Origin of the sequence: Flavobacterium hiemivividum (genome assembly GCF_004349145.1) — a bacterium.
Taxonomy (GTDB): domain Bacteria; phylum Bacteroidota; class Bacteroidia; order Flavobacteriales; family Flavobacteriaceae; genus Flavobacterium; species Flavobacterium hiemivividum.
Genome location: NZ_SMFO01000004.1, coordinates 252,188 through 271,052 on the forward strand (window position 1 = coordinate 252,188; position 18,865 = coordinate 271,052).

The window sequence follows — 18,865 nt, forward strand, 5'->3', positions numbered from 1 at the left end:
ATGTAATACTTTTTCGAAATTACATTTCTTATTCAATTCTTTAAAGAGTTCAAATAAATACTTCTTGAAGATAAAGCTTAAGTTCTGCTTCGAAATGGAAATAGAAAGGAATTAATTCGTTAAATTCGTGTTCAATTTTTTACAATTCTATAATGATTTTATTGCGCAAAATACTCTTTCCCTTTGCTATTTTATATGGTTTCATTACGAGTATTAGGAACTTTCTATTTAATCAAGGAATTTTTAAATCTTATAGTTTTGATCTGCCTATTATTGCTGTGGGAAACCTCAGTGTTGGCGGTACTGGTAAAACACCGCAAATTGAGTACTTGATTAGACTGCTGTCTGAACAATACAAAGTAGCAACATTAAGTAGGGGATATAAGAGAAAGTCGGAGGGTTTTATTTTAGCGGATGGAGGTTCTAATGCTGAAATACTAGGGGACGAACCTTTTCAATTCTACACGAAATTTAAGAATATTCAAGTTGCTGTTGATGCGAATCGAAAGAACGGAATTGAAAAATTGCTCTCGCAACCGCAAAAACCAGAAGTAATTTTGTTGGATGACGCTTACCAACATCGAAAAGTGAAAGCAGGTTATTATATTTTACTTAGCTCTTATGGCGACTTGTATTGTGATGATTTTATACTTCCTGCAGGAAACTTAAGAGAAAGTAGAAGCGGAGCCAAGAGAGCTAATGTTATAGTTGTAACAAAATGTCCTGCAGATCTATCAGAAGTGGAGATGGCTAGCATTAAAAACAAATTAAAAATTGGTGTAAACCAAGAATTATATTTTACGACCATTGCTTACGATGAATTTATTTACTCAGAAACGGGAGTACGAGCAGTAAAAGACATCAAGAGTAGTGATAAGTTACTTTTGGCTGGAATTGCAAAACCTGGCTCTTTTTTCGAATATTTAAAAACTGAAAAGGATGTTTGTATGAGTTTTCCAGATCATCATCATTTTAGTGAAAGCGATATAATAGACATTAAAAATAAATCGCTAAATAAGATTATAATAACGACTGAGAAGGATTATGTGCGCTTGCAGGGAAGAATCCCCGCCGATCAACTTTTTTATTTACCAATACGAAGTCAGTTTCTTGTAAGAGATAATGACTTTAGAAAAACAATCATGAATTATGTGGGAACAAGTACAAGAAACGGTAAGTTACATCAATAAAGTAAACCACTTCAATCCTGAATATGGAATTATATTAGGTTCTGGTTTAGGAAGTTTTACGGATGACATTAAGATTGAATTTACATTGCCCTATAACGAAATACCGAATTTCCCTGTATCCACAGTTCAGGGACATAAGGGGGCTCTGGTTTTTGGAACTATTGGCGATACAAAGGTTGTGGCCATGCAAGGACGTTTTCATTTCTACGAGGGATATTCGATGAAAGAAGTGACTTTTCCGGTGCGTGTCTTGAAGTTTTTGGGAGTTAAAAAACTAATTGTCTCTAACGCTTCTGGGGGAGTAAATCCCAATTATAAAATAGGCGAAATTGTAATCATTAAGGATCATATCAATTTTACGCCAGAGCATCCGTTGCGTGGTGTAAATGACGAACGTTTTGGTCCGCGATTTGTAAATATGAGTGAGCCTTATTCGAGGAAAATGATAGCTAAAGCAAAAGAACTTGCCACAGAATTAAATATTGAAGTTAAAGATGGAATCTATTTAGGCTTACAAGGACCTAGTTTTGAAACCTTGGCCGAATATAAGATGGTTAAAATCCTAGGCGCTGATTGTGTAGGAATGTCTACCGTACCAGAAGTTATTGTTGCTCGTCACATGGATTTAGAAACCTTTGGAATCTCTGTAATTACAGACATTGGAGACGAGGATAATATTGATTCAATTTCCCATGACGAAGTCTTAGAAGCGGCTCAAAATGCAGAGCCAAATGTAAGAAGATTGATTAAGGAGTTGATCGTTAGGTATTAACTTTGTCTAATTGTTCCGCAATAACAGCGTAGAAATATTCAGGATCGAATGGTTTTGTTATAACATCGTTCATGCCAAATGATAATAGCATTTCTCTGTTTTCGTTCAGTGAAATTGCAGTTACTGCTATTACAGGAGTTAAAATATCAAATTCTCTAATTTTCTTAGTCGCCACTGTACCGTTTATTCCTGGAAGATGGACATCCATTAAAATTAAATCAAACTTATGGTTTCTGACTTTTTCAATTGCCTCTTCTCCGTTATCAATAATTTTGCATTTCATGCCTTTATTTAGCACCATTTTTTTTGCTATCATCTGATTGATCTTATTGTCTTCAACCACTAAGATGTTTTTATTTGCAAAAATTGATTCATCATAATTTTTAATTACGGTACTATCTGATGAATGCTGCTCGTTTACTGTAAATTCTAATTGAAATGAAAAGACAGAGCCTTTGCCTAAAATACTTTCGACTTTAATTTGTCCGCCAAGAATTTTAGTTAGTTTTTTTACGATTGTTAACCCTAATCCAGTCCCTCCATATTTTCGATTTATTTCGACAGATCCTTGGGCGAAACTTTCAAAAATAGTGTCTAATTTATCGCGTGAAATCCCAATACCAGTATCAATAATTTCAAATGATAGTACCGCAGTGTCATCTATATGGGATTGTAATTTAGCTTGGATCGTGACGTTCCCGTTTTTGGTAAACTTTAAAGAATTATTTATTAAATTCATGAAAATTTGCGACAATTTCGTTGGATCTCCTATCAAATGATCTGGGATGGTTTCATCAATATTAAATGTAAAGGTATTATTATTCTTTAAAGCGATTTCCTTCAAAGAATTTCTGATGTCTTCTAACAGCTGTTTTAGATTGAAATTAACAGTATCTACTTCAACGGTATTGGATTCGATTTTATTGATTTCTAGAATTTCATTTATAAAAGTGGTTAGATAGTTTCCAGAAAATTTTAAAGATGATAAATAATGTAACTGTGACTTCTTAGGGTTTTCTTCCAGTAATAAATGAGTGATACCGTTTATAGCATTTAGTGGCGTTCTGAGTTCATGGCTAACGGTAGATAAAAATTCGAATCTTGCCTGTGATGCTTTTTCAGCTTTCTCTTTTGCTATTATTAACTCGGTGTTCTTTTCGTGTAGTAATAAATTCGATTTATTTCTAATGATATTGTTCTTGTATAAAGACAAACTCAATAGGGATAGAATTAAAATTAACGCAATGGCAAGGATATTAATCAGCTTAGAGAATTTGATGTTTTTTTCCTCTTCCGCGATTTTTTTGTTAATTCGCTCTATCTTTTCTAGTCGTTGCGTTTCCTTAAAATTCTCATAATCATCGATTCCAAGTTTTTCATTGTTCGAAATCGAGATACTTTCTTTAAGATTCAAGTGCTGCTGTAGATAGGAGTAAGCAGTGCTTTTATTTAATATATTACCATAAACGGAACTCAGCGCTAGCAAAATATCCGATTTTTGCTTTAGATTGTCGTTTTTGGCATTTAATTCTAAGGCTTTATTGTAATAGTTTAAGGCTAAATTATTTCGCTTATTGATCTCTTCTATTAGTCCAATTTGATAAAGTGCCTCCGCTTTAATGTCTGCAATTTCAGGACTGTCCGGTTTAGAAATTACCAAATTAAAACACAACGATGCCGCATTGTAATTCTTATACGCTTTATAAATAATACCTTTTTGAAGGTTGACGATGTCTTCATTAGGTTGAATATTTAAAGTTTTATAGATGGATAATGCTTTATTAAGAGAATTTTCAGCTGCTTTGTAGTTTTTTGTGCCAATAGAGGAAAGACTAAGGTAATAGTAGCTATTTGCCACTTGAGTTGAAGGAGGTAAGCCTTCGAATAATGAGATACTTTCAGTAAAACTTTCGTTTGCATCACTGTATTTACTGAGGTCGTAGTAAATTTTACCTAAATTAAAAGTTTGGATGGCTTGAGCTTCCTTTTTAAGATGGACCTCGCAATAATTTATTGCTTTTTGAGTAAAAAAAAGTGCGTTTTTATAATTGTTTTCTTTGATGCTAGAATTCGCCTGCTCAGTATAATGGGATATGCTATCAGTATCCACTTTTTTTTGTGAATAGAGAAAGGAATGAATAAAAAACATAAAAACCAAAAGGTATCTCATCTGTTGTTTATTTTTCTAAGCTATTTTTATTCTTTTGTCAACACTATTAAATCTATTATTCTAGACGAATAGCCTATTTCATTGTCGTACCATCCCACGACTTTTACCATTTTATCAATCACCGAAGTAAGCTGTGCGTCAAACACACATGAATTTCTGTTTCCAATAATGTCTACAGAAACGATTGGGTCTTCGGTGTAATCTAAGATCCCTTTTAAATTATTTTCGGCAGCGAACTTAAATGCTTCGTTGATTTCAGTTATTGTAACGGCACGCTTTACATTGAATGTAATATCTGTTAATGATCCATCAGGAACGGGTACACGAATACCACAACCACCTATTTTGTTGTCTAATGTAGGAAAAATTTTTGTTAATGCCTTAGCGGCTCCAGTTGTTGTAGGGACAATGGATTGACTCGCGCCACGGGCTCTGCGTAAATCTTTATGGGGTTGATCGTGCAGGCTTTGGTCTGTTGTATAAGAGTGAATGGTAGTGATATAAGCTTGTTCTATGCCACATAGCTCATCGATTACCTTCATCATTGGGGCTGCATTATTTGTAGTGCAACTGGCGTTAGAAATAATTTTTTCGGTACCATCAAGAATATGATCATTTACACCAATAACAACAGTTTTAATACTATCTACTTCAGAGGGAGCGGATAGGATTACTTTCTTAGCTCCTGCGATTATATGCGCATTAATTTCTTCAAAAGTTTTGTATTTCCCAGTTGATTCGATTACATAATCGATATTAAAACTTTTCCAGTCTAATTTTGAAATTTGTTTCTCATGAAAAAATAAAAAGTGATCTTCTTCTACAAGAATACCTTTTTCATCTGCGCTTACCTTGTATGGTAAAACACCGTGAATACTGTCGTATTTTAATAAATGAGCCATCGTTTTTGTATCGGCAATGTCATTTATAGCAACAACTTCAATAGTGGGATGGTTCAAAAGCAATCGAAATAGATTTCGACCAATTCTTCCAAAACCGTTAATGGCAATTCTTGTTTTCAATAGATTTTGTTTAAAGTTTCAAGTTTCAGGTTTAAAGTCACTCAACTTGAAACCTTAAACTTGAAACGTTTTTTTTAAAGAATGTGCTTTTGTGCTTTATAAGAAGAGCGAACTAACGGACCACTTTCTACATGACGGAATCCTAATTCTAATCCGTATTTTTCATAGATAGCAAATTGATCAGGAGTTATGAATTCTTTAACTGGCAAGTGTTTTTTACTTGGTTGTAAGTATTGACCGATGGTTACTACATCCACATTAGCATCGCGAAGGTCTCTCATGGTCTGGAAAACTTCTTCTTCTTGTTCGCCAAGACCAAGCATAATCCCCGATTTTGTTCTATTGATTCCTTTTTCTTTCAAGTATCTTAAAACTTCTAAGCTTCGGTCATACTTTGCTTGAATACGTACTTCACGAGTTAGTCTGCGTACTGTTTCTACATTATGTGAAACTACTTCAGGATTTGCGTCTACAATTCGGTCTATATTTCTTTCGATACCTTGAAAATCAGGAATCAAAGTTTCTAGAGTCGTAGTTGGATTCATTCTACGAATGGCTTTTACGGTTTCGATCCAAATAATAGATCCGCCATCTTTTAAGTCATCTCTATCGACACTGGTAATTACAGCATGTTTGATATTCATTAATTTTATCGAACGTGCTACTTTTTCAGGTTCGTCCCAATCTACTGTTTCTGGTCTTCCAGTTTTTACACCACAAAAACCACAAGAACGGGTACATGTATTTCCTAAAATCATAAATGTAGCGGTACCTTCACCCCAGCATTCACCCATGTTAGGGCAGCTTCCTGATGCGCAAATCGTATTCAAACTATATTTATCGACTAAGCCTCTTAGTTCAGTGTATTTTTGTCCTATCGGGAGTTTTACCTTCAACCATTTTGGTTTTTGAACAGGTAAAGTATTTTCTAAAACAGTTTCCATAAATCAATTTTAAGACTGCAAATATAAGGAATGTTGATTTAAAATAGGGTGTTTCGGGCGCGAAGCTTGAAGCGAGATTTATATTAATTATTTGCGCAATTCTCTGTGATTTTTCTGTGTGGCTGTGGTTTGCAGGTATTTATTCCTATCTGCGTGAGAAGTAAAAGGGGTATAGGAGTTTTGTTTTTTTCGAGAAACATAAAAAAAAAAGCAGAATCAAGTGATTCTGCTTTTCTGTCGAAGTTTAATTCAGTTGAACAACAATGGGTAAATTGTAAGCTGTTCGCACAGCTTTTGAATCGATTATTCCGGGCGCCCATTTGGTTCTCAACGATTTTAGAACCCGAATCGCTTCTTTCCCCAATCCATAACCTGGATCGTTTTTTACTTGTATATCAGTCATGCTTCCGTCTTTTTCGACCACAAAAGAAACATAAACACGAATGCTTCTTTCTCCGTTTATTTCTGGGCTTTCAAAATTTTTACCAATGTAGGCGTAGAATTTAGCAATTCCGCCGGGGTATTCTGGCATTTTGTCCAAAAGGGTGCTAGCCACAACCGTATTCCCATAATCAACTATTGCAGGGCTTCCATTTCCCGTTCCTTGCGATGCGACTGGATTCGTACCAATAATCCCATTGCCATCAGGATTATTATTTATCGTAAGCGGGTTTTCAATATTGGTTGCAATATCTGGAGTCGCGAGCGTAGCCTGAACAATTGTAGGGTTTTTAAGTTGGTGTTTTTCAATAACGACACTTGGTTTTTGTTGGATAGCTTTTGGTAGAACGGGTGCTTCAATTTGTTTAACTTGATTGGGGAAAATTTTAGTCACCTCAATAATTTGATCGATACTTCCAGGATTTGCTGCATGTATGTCTGTTGTAGGACTAAGTAGACTTATTATTTTTGGAATACCTACCAGAGAAGCACATAATAATATACCAATAAAAAGTGCAAATAAAGAAGTTTTTACGCTTTCTTGACGCAGTTGATATGCCCCGTATTCTTTGTTTTTGTTTTCGAAAACTAGATTAATCCAGTTGGACTCGTAAAGACTTAGTTTTGACATAATTTATGAATTTAATGGTTAGGTATCAGTTAAATCATAAGCGTGTAGTATTTTTAAATACTAACGTCAATAGTAAGAGTTTTAGTGTGCAATGCGTTAATTATTTGAAAAATAATTTATATAAATACTAAAATTAAGTTTTATTATTTAATTTTTAACAGAATAGATTGTAGTTTATCTTTTGTCTCTAATGATTTCTGCCAATAATTTTTTAGCACGAAGGAGTTTAATTTTTACGTTGCTTAAAGGCTCATTGATTTTAGTAGCAATTTCCTGATAGCTCATTTCCTGAAAATAGCGCAACTGAATTACTTCTTGGTAATGGGGTTTTAGCTCTTTTATGTAACGCAAGAGTTGAGAAAGATTCTGTTCTGTAATCAGTTCGTCTTCCTTAGAAGGAGTGGTGTCTGCAATATTATACGCTTTCTGATCTTCTTGATCTGTAATTTCGATAAAAAGGCTGGACTTTTTTTTACGTAGTAAATCGATGTGTACATTTTTAGCAATACTAATTAGCCAGGTGTTAAACTGGAATTCAGGATTGTAAGTCGCGATTTTGTCAAACGCTTTTGAGAACGTCTCAATGGTAATGTCCTCGGCATTAGTCTCGTTTTCGGTACGTTTCAACATGAAGCCATAAACTTCATTCCAATAGTAATTTAATAGAAAAGTAAAGGCCGCTTGATCGCCTTGTTTTGCTTTTTCGATTTGATTATTTATTTCCAATTTACCGGTTTTGAGAAAGTATTTGTAATAAAGATATTGATTTGTGTGAATATAAGTATTAATTCGACAATAGGAAACCAGTATTTTAAATCTTTCTCTTTTAATTTAGCTGCCGAAAAGCCAACAACTGTCCAAACAGCCGCGTATCTAACAAAAATTAAACTCAATACCACAATCCAGTAAAACTGAAACGACAACAAGATAATGGGTAGTAAAATGAAAAGTAATTGGGAACAGTAGAAAAGTCCCAATTGAAATTTATCTAATTTTTTATAATAGCTTGCCGTAGCAACATGTCTTCTTTTTTGGATAATCCAATCCTTATAAGTAGTTTTTGATTTCGAATAGGTGAAACTTTCTGGCGTGTAGGCGATAGTAGTGTTTTTTGAAGTTGCGGCTTGATTGATAAACAAATCGTCATCACCAGAGCGTACCTGAATGTGGTTTATAAACCCGTTTACGTTAAAAAACTCTTCTTTCTTGTAGGCTAAATTTCGACCTACTCCCATATAAGGTCGTCCTGATTTTGCCCAAGAAAAGTATTGCATAGCAGTGAGTAAAGTCTCAAAACGCATTAATTTGTTAAGAAAAGATTTGTTGATTTTTTCGTATGCGCCATAGCCTAACACAATCGTTTTCTGCATGGTGAATTGGGAACTCATCGCTGTAATCCATTCTTTTGAAGTAGGATAGCAATCAGCGTCAGTAAATAATAAATATTCGTTTTTGGCTGCTTTTATTCCTAAAGTCAATGCGTATTTTTTATTTCCCCAAAAAGCCTCGTTGTTTTTAACTTTTACCAAACGGATATTTGGGTACTGTTTTTCAAAACCTTCGAATATTTCTAAAGTAGCATCACTAGAAGCGTCATCAATTAAGACAATTTCATAATCAGGGTAGTTTTGCTCAGCAAGTAGCGGAATATACTCCACTATGTTATCTTCTTCGTTTTTAGCACAAACAATAACTGAAATCGAAAGTCTTTTGGGTGTTACTTTTTGTGCTTTCGCGAAAGCAAATTTTCCAAAAACACCTAAATAATAAAAAAGCTGAATGAAAACGACAGCAATAAAAAAGTAAAGAATTATAATAAGCATCTGAGTTTTTGTGTTGTTGAATCGGGTGCAAAGGTATGAATAGAATTAGTATTTAGAAATTATAAATTATTGATTTTTAAAAAAATTACCGAGGGCATTTTTTCATCTCATTTGCCATTGCAACTGCTTGATTTTCTTTGGTTTTTTCTAACTCTGAGATGATATTTTGATAATTTTTATCATCCCTATTTTGCGATAGTTTTTTTGTCGCCTGAATTTCGGTAATTTCAATTTCAAAAGCGACAACTCCACTGGCTTGCATCATCGTTTCTTTGGATAGATCCTCCACTCGAACAGGATTTTTAGATGCCTTTTCATATTTGTCTACTAATTTTTTTAGGGATTCAACGACTGCTTCTCCTTCGACAATTTTAATTCTTCCATAGACATGTACTGCAATATAATTCCAGGTAGGAACATTTTCATGATCGTACCAAGAGGAAGAAATGTAGGAATGTGGGCCGGAGAAAACGGCTAATATCTCGTCGTTCTCAGTGAAGCCTTTCCATTGTGGATTTTCTTTAGAAAGATGTCCGTATAAAATACTATTTCCTTCTTTGTCAGTCTCAAGTTCTAGCGGGATGTGGGTTGCCGTTAACTTGCCTTGCGTTTGATTGATAAGGATACCAAAGCTATTTTCTTGTAAAAATACATGTATATCGTCTCGGTTTTCATTTTTGTAAAGGTCAGGAGTGTACATGATATTGACTTATAGGTTTGATTAATTATTTTAAATTACATTCACTTCGGCTTCAATGTGGATACCAAAAGTGGTGAAAATCGTTTCTTGTATAAGCTTTGAAACCGTAAGGATTTCTTGTCCCGTTGCATTCCCATAATTCACTAAAACCAAAGCTTGGTTTTTATGGATTCCTGCGTCTCCAAATCGTTTTCCTTTAAATCCGGCTTGTTCGATAAGCCATCCTGCAGGAACTTTTACTTCGGTTGGGGAGACATCATAATATTTCATTTCAGGAAATTGCTGATGTATTTTTTCGAAATCAGATTTTAAAAGGATCGGATTTTTAAAAAAACTACCGCTATTTCCTAATTCTTTAGGATCGGGTAATTTGCTTTTTCGAATAGCAATAACCGCATCGCTTACTTCTTTCAAGTTAGGATTGGTAATGTTTTTTTTGGCTAATTCGGTTGTGATATCGCCGTAAGAAATATTGATTTTGTGGTTTTTTTTTGTAAGTTTGAAAACCACTGAGGTGATGATGTATTGGTCTTTTGCTTCATTTTTAAAAACGCTTTCTCGGTATCCAAAACGGCATTCTTCTTTTGTGAATGTCTTTAATTCTTGATCTGTAATGGTTATTGCGTCACAGGAAACAAAAGTATCTTTCATCTCGGTTCCGTATGCACCAATATTTTGTACGGGAGTTGTTCCTACATTTCCTGGAATAAGCGACATGTTTTCCAGTCCGCCAAAATTCTGGTCAATGGTCCAAAGTACAAATTCATGCCAGTTCTCACCAGCTTGACTTTCGACCCATACATAATCTTCATTTTCATTGACAATTCTTTTTCCTTTAAGGTCAATATGAACTACTAAAGCATCAATGTCTTTGGTAAGAAGCATGTTGCTACCGCCACCAAGAATGAATTTACGCTCTGCTTTGTTTTGTTCTAAAATGGTAGTCAATTCGGCGGTACTGTGTACTGCAATAAATTGTTTTGCTTTGGCTTCGATACCAAAAGTATTATAGTTTTTTAGAGAAAAGTTAGTTTGTATTTCCATGAAAGAAAGTGCTTTTTATAAATGTATTCCGAGCTCAAAAGTAAGAATTAAAATTTGTTTGCCTCGCTTTTCGTTCAGATATACATCTTAAATATTGCTATGATATTAGGAGTTGTTTTGGGTTGGCTTTTTTATTTGTCTCGAACGTTAAATGCAAACATCGTCTTAGAATCATAAAATGCTACTTAACTTCGACGTTGTTTATTAATTCGTGGTATTTGTTGGCGATGATCTTCATGTTGATTTTGTAATCGGCATGCTCTTCGATAAATTGTCTGTTTTTCAACACGGTTTTCGTTCTATAATTACTATTTTCGAAAGCCCACAATATTTCCTCAGCAAGCATATTTGAATCATCTACAGTAATTAATTGTCCGTTTTTGCGATGTTTGATCCAACTTTGGTTTCCAGCGATATTAGAGACAATAGGATAACAATTACAGGCCATCGCTTCAAACAATGATGCTGAAACGCCTTCTGTAACTGGCATGCTGATATAAAAATTAGATTCTTGTAGTAATATAGGTAACTTAGTATTTGCAATTCTGCCCGTAAAAATAACTTTCTTCTCGATATTTAAAATTTTCACTAAGTCTTTTAAGTTGTTAAGCTGTTTTCCGTCGCCAACTATTGTAAGAGTAAAATCAATTCCTTTTTCATTTAACATTCCGAACGCTCTTAAAATAACGTCATGGCGGTATTCCGGCATTAGAGAACGGCTGACAATTGCGCAAATTTTATCGGGATTTGCCGTGTTTCTATTATTGAATTTTACTAAATCAATCCCTTTTGGTAGCACCATGATTTTACTCCTATCTACTTTGGCCGCAGCCATAGAGATTGTCATTACTGGCCCCCAAGCATGAATAAGAGTTGCTTTTTTGAAAGCATATTTTTGGATTATTTTTTTGAAGGGCAATAAAATAGATCCTTCGGGCCATAAATCAGTTTTGCCCTGTTGTGCAATAGCCAATGGTTTTACACCAGATAGAGCGGCAAGAAAGCCGTAGCTTGTGGTTCTCTCGGCAATGACCATATCTGGTTGATGCAGCTGTATTAATTTCTTAATTTCATGTAATGCAAAGCTGAACTCAACTAGTCGTGCTATTCTGTTGAAAAAAGTATCGCTTGGTGTTTTTAACTCCCAACTGATTATTTCGAAATCACCAAATTCCTTTAGACCATTCTGCCAGGTAATAGCATCAGCTCTATAAGATTCGCCTAAAAAAAGTATTTTTCTTTTTTTCATCGAAATAATTTAAAACTCATCAGTGGTCAGTGCTCGATTGATGAATTCATTTAAAGGTCTTAAAAGGATGAGCTTTTTACTCATTTTTGACACAAAATCTTTTTGAAGGATTTCTATAATGTCAAATTCTACGCTGGCTTCAAAACTTTTTAGTTTTAATAGTTCAATTGCGGGATGTTCTTTGTCATACCCACGAGGAGGGTTTTTAAGTGTGCTTTTTTCATTTCGATCAAAGTCTCCAAATTCCTTTTTGAAGTTTTTCTCATTGAGAATTACTTCTAAATCATCATGAAAATAAGCGATTTCTTTGCGTACTTTTTTCAAATCTTCAGGAAGTGGCGCATAGAATCCACCGGCGATAAAACTGGCGCCTTTCTCGATATGAACATAATAACCGGAACGGTTTTGCCCTTTTGTCCCTGAGGACATCCATACCCCGATATGTGATTTATAGGGTGATTTATCTTTAGAAAACCGTATGTCTCTATTGATTCTAAAAGTACAGTTTTTTATTTCCAGCAATTCTAACGTAGGGTCCAAAGGTTTCATGACGTCAAGAAAATCTGCGACCAATTGATGATAGTCTTTTTTGAAAACTTCGTATCTTTTTTTATTGTCTAAAAACCAATCTCTATTGTTATTCGCTTTTAAATCGTCCAGGAATTGTAGTGAATCTTTTGAAAGCATGTTGTGGTTGTTGTAATTGTATTCTTGATTTTTTTTTCGTAAAATGAGGCGCTTTTTTTACAATGTGCACACCATTCGTTTTGTATTCAATGAGACTTTCTTAGCTCTGTTGCTAATTGGAATAATTTCCGCTTAGGGTTTGTTTAGCTCTTCAGCGCTCCATTTTATAAAACCACCATCGAGTTCGTAGATGTTTTTGAATCCAAGTTCTTCAAGTTTGGCAGTTGCTTTTTTGCTACGGCCTCCACTTTTGCAATAAACATAAACGGGTTTTGTTTTGTCTAGTTTTTCTGCGTCAATAACAAAACTGTCGCCAAGCCAGTCTATATTGGTAGCATTTTCAATGTGTGCCGCCGTAAATTCGGCTGGAGTACGTACATCTAAGATTTGCGGATTTTGGGTTGTTTTTACTTTTTTAGCAAATTCTTTTACTTCGATTAACTTTATATTTTTAGAAGCTTGTGCGTTACAAGATGTTATAAAGAATGATAGTAATATGAATAATAGTGCGCGAAATTTCATTAGAATTTATTTTAAAAATTGATTAGGCTAATTTAAGTAAATTATTAGGGTTGAAGATTTTTAAATCATAAAATACACTGGCTATAAGTTAAATATTTTATAGGATTGATTCGTTGATTTTAAAATTGCTTCGGTTCTTTCCGGATGTGTGTCTGAAATAAAAAGTTGGCCAAAAGTATCGCTATTGACCATCTCAATGATTTTCGCGACCCTACTTTCATCTAATTTATCGAAGATATCATCAAATAATAGAAGGGGCTTTACACCGCTTTGTTTTTTTAGAAATTCAAATTGAGCCAATTTTAAAGCGATCAAGAATGATTTTTGTTGTCCCTGAGAACCAAATTTTTTAATGGGGTGACCATCGATTTCGAATGACAAATCATCTTTGTGAGTTCCGACGGTAGTGTAGTGCAAGGCTCTATCTTTATTGATGTTTTCTTGTAATAAAGTCAGTAAGTTATTTTCGAATAAATGACTTTCATACACCAGTTGTACCGTTTCCTGAGATCCAGTTATAGCATGGTGATGGGTATTGAAAATAGGAATGAACTGCGCTATGAATTCTTTTCTTTTTTCGAAAATGTGTTTTCCATAACCGTCCAGTTGCTCATTATATATAGAAAGGGTGTCGTTGTCAAAAACACGGTTCAATGCAAAATATTTCAGTAAAGCATTGCGTTGATTGAGTACTTTTTGGTACTGTATCAATTGTTGTAAATATTGAGAATCTAATTGCGAGATGACGCTATCCATGAATTTTCTGCGAGTTTCACTGCCTTCTACAATCAAATCTCGGTCTGCTGGAGAAATAATAACCAAGGGAATGAAACCTATGTGATCTGAAAATTTATCGTAGGCTTTGCCATTGCGTTTCAATACTTTTTTTTGACCTTTCTTTAAACTACATACAACCTGTTCATTTCTTTCATTTTTTATAAACTCGGCATCAATAACAAAAAATTCTTCGCCATGTTTAATGTTTTGGACTGCTAAAGGGTTGAAATAGCTTTTGCCGTAGGATAAATGATAGATGGCATCAAGCACGTTTGTTTTTCCGATCCCGTTTTTACCTACAAAACAAATTATTTTTCCGTCAAATTCGAAGTTAGCTTCCGAAAAGTTCTTGTAATTGAATAATGAAATCTTTTTTAGGTACATCTTAAGGCTTGCTGGTATTGAGGAGTATGTTATTTTGGAATGCTTTTTAAAGTGGGTGCAAATTATTGAAAAATATCGAGATAAAGGCGTTTTCAGGCTTTTCTGTGCTAATTATTTTGGCATATATTATATAAAGACAGGGCTGAGAAAGTTATTTTTTGTATTTAAACATAAAATCCTATTTTTTTTGCGTCGGTTTGAATAAAAATTTTATTTTTGCGGTTAACTAAATTATAAATTAAATGGCTACTTACAGTAAAAGAGGATATAAAGCACCAAAAGAAAAAGAAGAAAAAGATACAACTGAAGATGTAGTAATTGCTGAAAAAGACAGTACAACGGCGGGTGTTTTTTCTACATTAGATGAAACTGCTGGAAAAACGGAAGCTTTTGTAGCTAAAAACCAGAATTGGATTATCGGTGTTGTAGGAGCTGTTGCTTTAGTAACTATAGGTTATTTAGTATATCAAAAATTTATCGCTGAGCCAAAACAATTGGAAGCGGCAGATGAAATGTTTGTTGCACAATTTAATTTTCAACAAGCTACTGACGGTGTTGCAAGCGATTCTTTATATAAATTATCTTTAAATGGTTCTGAAGGTAAGTTTGGATTTATCAAAATTGCAGATGAATATTCTGGTACTGATGCTGGAAATTTAGCTAATTATTATGCTGGGATTGCCTTCTTGAACACAGGAAAATATACAGAAGCGATTGATTACTTAGGTAAATTTAAATCAGAAGATATCGTTTTGAGTGGTTTAGCTAAAGGTGCAATTGGAGATGCTTACGCAGAAAACAATCAGCCAGAAGAAGCTTTGAAAAATTATATTAAAGCTGCTGAAACAAATAAAAATGATTTTATAACGCCACGTTATTTGCTGAAAGCAGGAAAAACTGCTTTAGCTTTAGGTAAAAAAGAAGATGCATTGAAATATTTTACTGATATAAAAGACAATTATGACGCATCTCCAGAAGCTGCTTCAATTGATGTTTTAATTGGTTTAGCTCAATAGTAAAAAAGGGTTTGAGATTCTAGTTTTAGATTGCAGTTTTTTGATTTCAAAATTCTATCTTTAACTTTTAAAATCTTAAAAATGAATTTTAAAATCTATATCAAATGGCAACTGTAAATAAAAATTTATCCGTTTATGACAAGAACACTGTTCCAAAAGCGAAAAATTTTCGTTTCGGAGTAGTTGTTGCTGAGTGGAACGAAGCTATAACTGAAGGCTTGTATAATGGAGCAGAGCAAGCGTTTTTAGAAAATAATGTTCCAGCTGAGCATATTATTCGATGGAATGTTCCAGGAAGTTTTGAACTGATTTATGGCTGTAAAAAAATGTTGCAAACACAAAACGTGGATGCTGTTATTGCCATAGGTTGTGTGATTCAAGGCGAAACTAAACATTTTGATTTTGTTTGCGAAGGCGTTACTCAAGGAATAAAAGATTTGAATGTTCAAACTGATATTCCGGTTATCTTTTGTGTTCTTACAGACAATACCATGCAACAATCGATCGATAGAAGTGGTGGTATTCATGGAAACAAAGGGACTGAGGCTGCAATAGCTGCGATAAAAATGGCTTTTATTCGTCAACAAGCTTCATTGACACATCAAAATGGAAATCAAAATTTATTGTCAACTGGTCCTTTGCGAATTGAAGAAGGAACACCTTTAGAATTGAAGGAATAAAACAATAATAAATTATAATAAAAACCTATACTGTTTAGTGAATAGTATAGGTTTTTTTGTTTTATTTATGACTGTCTTAGCTATAAAAGCCAACATAAATTCATTAAATTTGTGCACTTTGGTTTTAAAAATTAAACGTAAACTTTAAACAAATTCCTTTTAATGTCGAGTATCATTCAATTGCTTCCTGATCATGTCGCTAACCAAATTGCTGCTGGAGAAGTCGTACAAAGACCTGCTTCTGTTGTCAAAGAACTACTTGAAAACGCGGTCGATGCAAAGGCTACAGACATTAAATTAATTATTAAAGATGCCGGGAAAGCGTTAGTTCAGGTGATTGATAATGGACAGGGAATGAATGTTACTGATGCGCGTTTGTGTTTTGAACGCCACGCAACTTCAAAAATTCGTAAGGCTGAGGATTTATTTTCTTTACATACAAAAGGGTTTCGCGGTGAGGCATTAGCTTCCATTGCTGCGATTGCTCACGTGGAGATGAAAACCAAACAAGATCAAGAAGAGTTAGGAACCCAAATTATTATTGAAGGCAGTAAGTTTGTCTCGCAGGAAGTAGCGGTTTTGCCCAAAGGAACATCATTTGCGGTTAAAAACCTGTTTTTCAATATTCCTGCACGCCGTAATTTTTTAAAGTCGGATACAGTGGAGTACCGTCATATCATTGATGAGTTCCAACGTGTTGCATTGGCACACCCAAATATCTATTTTACTTTTTTTCATAATGGAAGCGAAATGTTCAATTTGCCTCCTTCAAGCATAAGACAACGAATTGTTGCTGTTTTTTCTGGTAAAACCAATGAAAAATTGGTTCCTGTTCAAGAAGAAACTGAAATTGTGACAATTCAAGGTTTTGCCTGTAAACCTGAGTTTGCCAAAAAAAGTAGGGGTGAGCAGTTTTTCTTTGTTAATGATCGATTCATTAAAAGCGGTTATTTGCATCATGCAATCATGGCTGCTTACGATGGACTTTTGAAAGATGGTGCGCAACCTAGTTATTTCTTATATTTAACGGTGCCGCCTAATACTATTGATATTAATATTCATCCTACTAAAACAGAGATTAAATTTGATGATGAACATGCTTTGTATGCGATTTTAAGAGCGTCTGTAAAGCACAGTTTAGGACAGTTTAACGTCGCGCCGGTTTTAGATTTTGATAGAGATTCAAATTTAGATACGCCTTATAGTTATAAAGATTTAGAAGGAGCAACGCCTACGATACAAGTAGATAGTACTTTCAATCCTTTTTCTGATGATAAAGTAAACAAACATTATTCTGGTGGAGCTAGTTCGAATTATAAAAAACCGGAGCCAACAGCAAATTGGGAAAGTCTTTATGTGGGACTAAAACAAGAGGTTGATTTTATTTCCGGGACCACTGATTTTTCATTCGAAACTGAGGAAGTGACAGGTTCGCTGTTTAATGAAGAAGACGTCGAAAAGACCGTTAATACTGCATACCAAATTCATAAAAAATATATCGTTTCTCCCATAAAATCAGGGATGGTTATTGTGGATCAGCAGCGAGCACATCAAAGAGTGCTGTATGAGCAGTTTTTGACAAATATGACTGTGCATCAAGCATCCAGTCAGCAATTGTTATTTCCTTTGGATTTGTTCTTTTCGGCTAATGAAATGGAGCTTATCGAGGACTTAAAACTTTCGCTAGTAAATACTGGTTTTGTTTTTGAAGAGACTAGTCCTGATCATGTTGTGATTTCGGGAATTCCGGTAAATGTTACCGAAAGTGAGGTTTCTCTAGTTTTAGAACAATTACTAAGCGATTTACAAGACGGAATTCCCGACAGCAGTTTTAGTCAAAATGATACGATTGCAAAATCTATGGCCAAAAGTTTAGCTGTAAAAACAGGAACTTCTTTATCTATTAAAGAACAAGAAAACTTGGTAAACGGACTTTTTGCCTGTAAAGACCCTAATGTTTCCCCTTTTCAAAAACCAACTTTCATCACCATGCGTGTGGAAGATTTAGACAAAAAATTTGCACTATGAGAAATGTAACCGAAACCGTAAAACAGTTAATTATAATTAATGTTCTTTTTTTTATTGGAACATTAATCGTTGGAGATCCTGCTTATAAGATGTTAGCGATGTTTTTTCCTGAAAATTCAAGCTTTCAATTTTGGCAGCCTATCTCGCATATGTTTATGCACGGGGGCTATATGCATATTTTTTTCAATATGTTTGCTTTGTATTCATTTGGGTCGGCATTGGAAAGTTTTTGGGGAAGTAAAAAGTTTTTATTCTTCTATATTTCTTGCGGTTTAGGTGCGGCAATGCTGCATACAGGAATCAATTATTACTATTTCATCGATGCGGTAAATACACTGGAAGCGAATGGTTTTCCTAAGTCTGAAATTGTTCAAATTTTAAACCAAGGAAAGATAAACACTCAATGGCAAGAGCTGTTAACTGCGTCACAATATGAAAATTTTATTAGTGCTTATATGGGAACTGTTGTTGGAGCTTCTGGCGCTATTTATGGTGTAATTGTGGCCTTTGCATTCATGTTTCCTAATGCTGAATTAGCCTTGATGTTTATTCCTGTGCCCATAAAAGCAAAGTATTTTGTACCCGGTTTAGTTTTAGTAGATTTGTATTTAGGAGTCTCTGGGCAATCTATTTTCGGTGGTGGTGGAATCGCACACTTTGCTCACGTAGGTGGGGCTTTATTTGGCTTTTTAATTATGTGGTATTGGAAGAAGAATCAGTTTAATGATAACAGATGGAACTAAAAAGTTTCTAATTATGTGCTATTATAAAACAACCTAAAAACA

At 34.4% G+C, this 18,865-nt stretch carries 18 protein-coding genes; 6 read left to right on the forward strand and 12 right to left on the reverse strand.

The features are described from left to right. The first annotated feature begins 152 nt into the window (after positions 1-152). Positions 153-1,190 carry a tetraacyldisaccharide 4'-kinase gene (gene lpxK, locus E0F98_RS08380; protein ID WP_132110383.1) on the forward strand — a complete coding sequence of 346 codons (1,038 nt, stop codon included), beginning with the start codon at positions 153-155 and terminating at the stop codon, positions 1,188-1,190. After that, positions 1,150-1,962 carry a purine-nucleoside phosphorylase gene (locus E0F98_RS08385; protein WP_132110385.1) on the forward strand — a complete coding sequence of 271 codons (813 nt, stop codon included), beginning with the start codon at positions 1,150-1,152 and terminating at the stop codon, positions 1,960-1,962. The genes lpxK and E0F98_RS08385 overlap by 41 nt, the downstream gene beginning before the upstream one ends. On the opposite strand, the gene E0F98_RS08390 is transcribed toward E0F98_RS08385, so the two are convergent. The 12 genes from E0F98_RS08390 to recF form a co-directional block, all read right to left on the reverse strand. Next, on the reverse strand, positions 1,952-4,132 hold the full coding sequence (locus E0F98_RS08390; RefSeq protein ID WP_132110387.1) for a tetratricopeptide repeat-containing hybrid sensor histidine kinase/response regulator: 2,181 nt from the start codon (positions 4,130-4,132) through the stop codon (positions 1,952-1,954). The genes E0F98_RS08385 and E0F98_RS08390 overlap by 11 nt on opposite strands. Positions 4,133-4,158: 26 nt before the next feature. Next, the gene (gene gap / locus E0F98_RS08395) at positions 4,159-5,154 is read right to left on the reverse strand and encodes a type I glyceraldehyde-3-phosphate dehydrogenase (RefSeq protein ID WP_132110389.1); all 996 of its coding nucleotides are present in this window, start codon (positions 5,152-5,154) and stop codon (positions 4,159-4,161) included. 74 nt (positions 5,155-5,228) lie between these two features. After that, positions 5,229-6,098 (reverse strand): lipoyl synthase, encoded by an 870-nt coding sequence (gene lipA / locus E0F98_RS08400; protein WP_132110391.1) that lies wholly within the window; start codon positions 6,096-6,098, stop codon positions 5,229-5,231. A 244-nt stretch (positions 6,099-6,342) separates the two neighbouring features. Continuing rightward, positions 6,343-7,170 (reverse strand): energy transducer TonB, encoded by an 828-nt coding sequence (locus E0F98_RS08405; protein ID WP_132110393.1) that lies wholly within the window; start codon positions 7,168-7,170, stop codon positions 6,343-6,345. 174 nt (positions 7,171-7,344) lie between these two features. After that, entirely contained in the window at positions 7,345-7,896 is a 552-nt protein-coding gene (locus E0F98_RS08410) for an RNA polymerase sigma factor (protein WP_132110395.1), read from the reverse strand. After that, a complete protein-coding gene (locus tag E0F98_RS08415; RefSeq protein ID WP_132110397.1) occupies positions 7,887-8,993 on the reverse strand; it encodes a glycosyltransferase in 1,107 nt (368 codons plus the stop codon). The genes E0F98_RS08410 and E0F98_RS08415 overlap by 10 nt, the downstream gene beginning before the upstream one ends. A gap of 85 nt (positions 8,994-9,078) precedes the next feature. After that, a complete protein-coding gene (locus tag E0F98_RS08420; protein ID WP_132110399.1) occupies positions 9,079-9,693 on the reverse strand; it encodes an FMN-binding negative transcriptional regulator in 615 nt (204 codons plus the stop codon). Positions 9,694-9,723: 30 nt separating this feature from the next. Beyond that, positions 9,724-10,737: a UDP-N-acetylmuramate dehydrogenase gene (murB, locus tag E0F98_RS08425; RefSeq protein WP_132110401.1), complete on the reverse strand. Its 1,014-nt coding sequence runs from the start codon at positions 10,735-10,737 to the stop codon at positions 9,724-9,726. Between the two features lie 181 nt (positions 10,738-10,918). Next, positions 10,919-11,986, reverse strand: coding sequence for a glycosyltransferase family 4 protein (locus tag E0F98_RS08430; protein WP_132110403.1), 1,068 nt, complete (start codon positions 11,984-11,986; stop codon positions 10,919-10,921). Between the two features lie 9 nt (positions 11,987-11,995). Further along, positions 11,996-12,673 carry a DUF2461 domain-containing protein gene (locus E0F98_RS08435; protein WP_132110405.1) on the reverse strand — a complete coding sequence of 226 codons (678 nt, stop codon included), beginning with the start codon at positions 12,671-12,673 and terminating at the stop codon, positions 11,996-11,998. A 132-nt stretch (positions 12,674-12,805) separates the two neighbouring features. Continuing rightward, the gene (locus E0F98_RS08440) at positions 12,806-13,195 is read right to left on the reverse strand and encodes a rhodanese-like domain-containing protein (protein WP_132110407.1); all 390 of its coding nucleotides are present in this window, start codon (positions 13,193-13,195) and stop codon (positions 12,806-12,808) included. A gap of 81 nt (positions 13,196-13,276) precedes the next feature. Then, entirely contained in the window at positions 13,277-14,356 is a 1,080-nt protein-coding gene (recF, locus tag E0F98_RS08445) for a DNA replication/repair protein RecF (protein WP_132110409.1), read from the reverse strand. 242 nt (positions 14,357-14,598) lie between these two features. On the opposite strand from recF, the gene E0F98_RS08450 reads away from it, so the two are divergent. From E0F98_RS08450 to E0F98_RS08465, 4 genes are all read left to right on the forward strand, one after another. After that, positions 14,599-15,372, forward strand: coding sequence for a tetratricopeptide repeat protein (locus E0F98_RS08450; protein WP_132110411.1), 774 nt, complete (start codon positions 14,599-14,601; stop codon positions 15,370-15,372). A gap of 104 nt (positions 15,373-15,476) precedes the next feature. Then, positions 15,477-16,052, forward strand: coding sequence for a 6,7-dimethyl-8-ribityllumazine synthase (ribH, locus tag E0F98_RS08455; RefSeq protein ID WP_132110413.1), 576 nt, complete (start codon positions 15,477-15,479; stop codon positions 16,050-16,052). A gap of 162 nt (positions 16,053-16,214) precedes the next feature. Next, positions 16,215-18,080: a DNA mismatch repair endonuclease MutL gene (mutL, locus tag E0F98_RS08460; RefSeq protein WP_132110415.1), complete on the forward strand. Its 1,866-nt coding sequence runs from the start codon at positions 16,215-16,217 to the stop codon at positions 18,078-18,080. Next, a complete protein-coding gene (locus E0F98_RS08465) occupies positions 18,077-18,823 on the forward strand; it encodes a rhomboid family intramembrane serine protease (protein WP_132110417.1) in 747 nt (248 codons plus the stop codon). The genes mutL and E0F98_RS08465 overlap by 4 nt, the downstream gene beginning before the upstream one ends. Positions 18,824-18,865 lie beyond the last annotated feature (42 nt).

Excerpts from the sequence above, each read along its gene's own strand:
- E0F98_RS08415 (WP_132110397.1), bottom strand. The coding sequence starts at position 8,993 with ATGCTTATTATAATTCTTTACTTTTTTATTGCTGTCGTTTTCATTCAG.
- mutL (WP_132110415.1), top strand. The coding sequence starts at position 16,215 with ATGTCGAGTATCATTCAATTGCTTCCTGATCATGTCGCTAACCAAATT.
- ribH (WP_132110413.1), top strand. The coding sequence starts at position 15,477 with ATGGCAACTGTAAATAAAAATTTATCCGTTTATGACAAGAACACTGTT.
- lipA (WP_132110391.1), bottom strand. The coding sequence starts at position 6,098 with ATGGAAACTGTTTTAGAAAATACTTTACCTGTTCAAAAACCAAAATGG.
- recF (WP_132110409.1), bottom strand. The coding sequence starts at position 14,356 with ATGTACCTAAAAAAGATTTCATTATTCAATTACAAGAACTTTTCGGAA.
- lpxK (WP_132110383.1), top strand. The coding sequence starts at position 153 with ATGATTTTATTGCGCAAAATACTCTTTCCCTTTGCTATTTTATATGGT.
- E0F98_RS08430 (WP_132110403.1), bottom strand. The coding sequence starts at position 11,986 with ATGAAAAAAAGAAAAATACTTTTTTTAGGCGAATCTTATAGAGCTGAT.
- E0F98_RS08465 (WP_132110417.1), top strand. The coding sequence starts at position 18,077 with ATGAGAAATGTAACCGAAACCGTAAAACAGTTAATTATAATTAATGTT.
- E0F98_RS08440 (WP_132110407.1), bottom strand. The coding sequence starts at position 13,195 with ATGAAATTTCGCGCACTATTATTCATATTACTATCATTCTTTATAACA.
- murB (WP_132110401.1), bottom strand. The coding sequence starts at position 10,737 with ATGGAAATACAAACTAACTTTTCTCTAAAAAACTATAATACTTTTGGT.
- E0F98_RS08450 (WP_132110411.1), top strand. The coding sequence starts at position 14,599 with ATGGCTACTTACAGTAAAAGAGGATATAAAGCACCAAAAGAAAAAGAA.
- E0F98_RS08385 (WP_132110385.1), top strand. The coding sequence starts at position 1,150 with ATGTGGGAACAAGTACAAGAAACGGTAAGTTACATCAATAAAGTAAAC.
- E0F98_RS08435 (WP_132110405.1), bottom strand. The coding sequence starts at position 12,673 with ATGCTTTCAAAAGATTCACTACAATTCCTGGACGATTTAAAAGCGAAT.
- E0F98_RS08420 (WP_132110399.1), bottom strand. The coding sequence starts at position 9,693 with ATGTACACTCCTGACCTTTACAAAAATGAAAACCGAGACGATATACAT.
- E0F98_RS08405 (WP_132110393.1), bottom strand. The coding sequence starts at position 7,170 with ATGTCAAAACTAAGTCTTTACGAGTCCAACTGGATTAATCTAGTTTTC.
- E0F98_RS08390 (WP_132110387.1), bottom strand. The coding sequence starts at position 4,132 with ATGAGATACCTTTTGGTTTTTATGTTTTTTATTCATTCCTTTCTCTAT.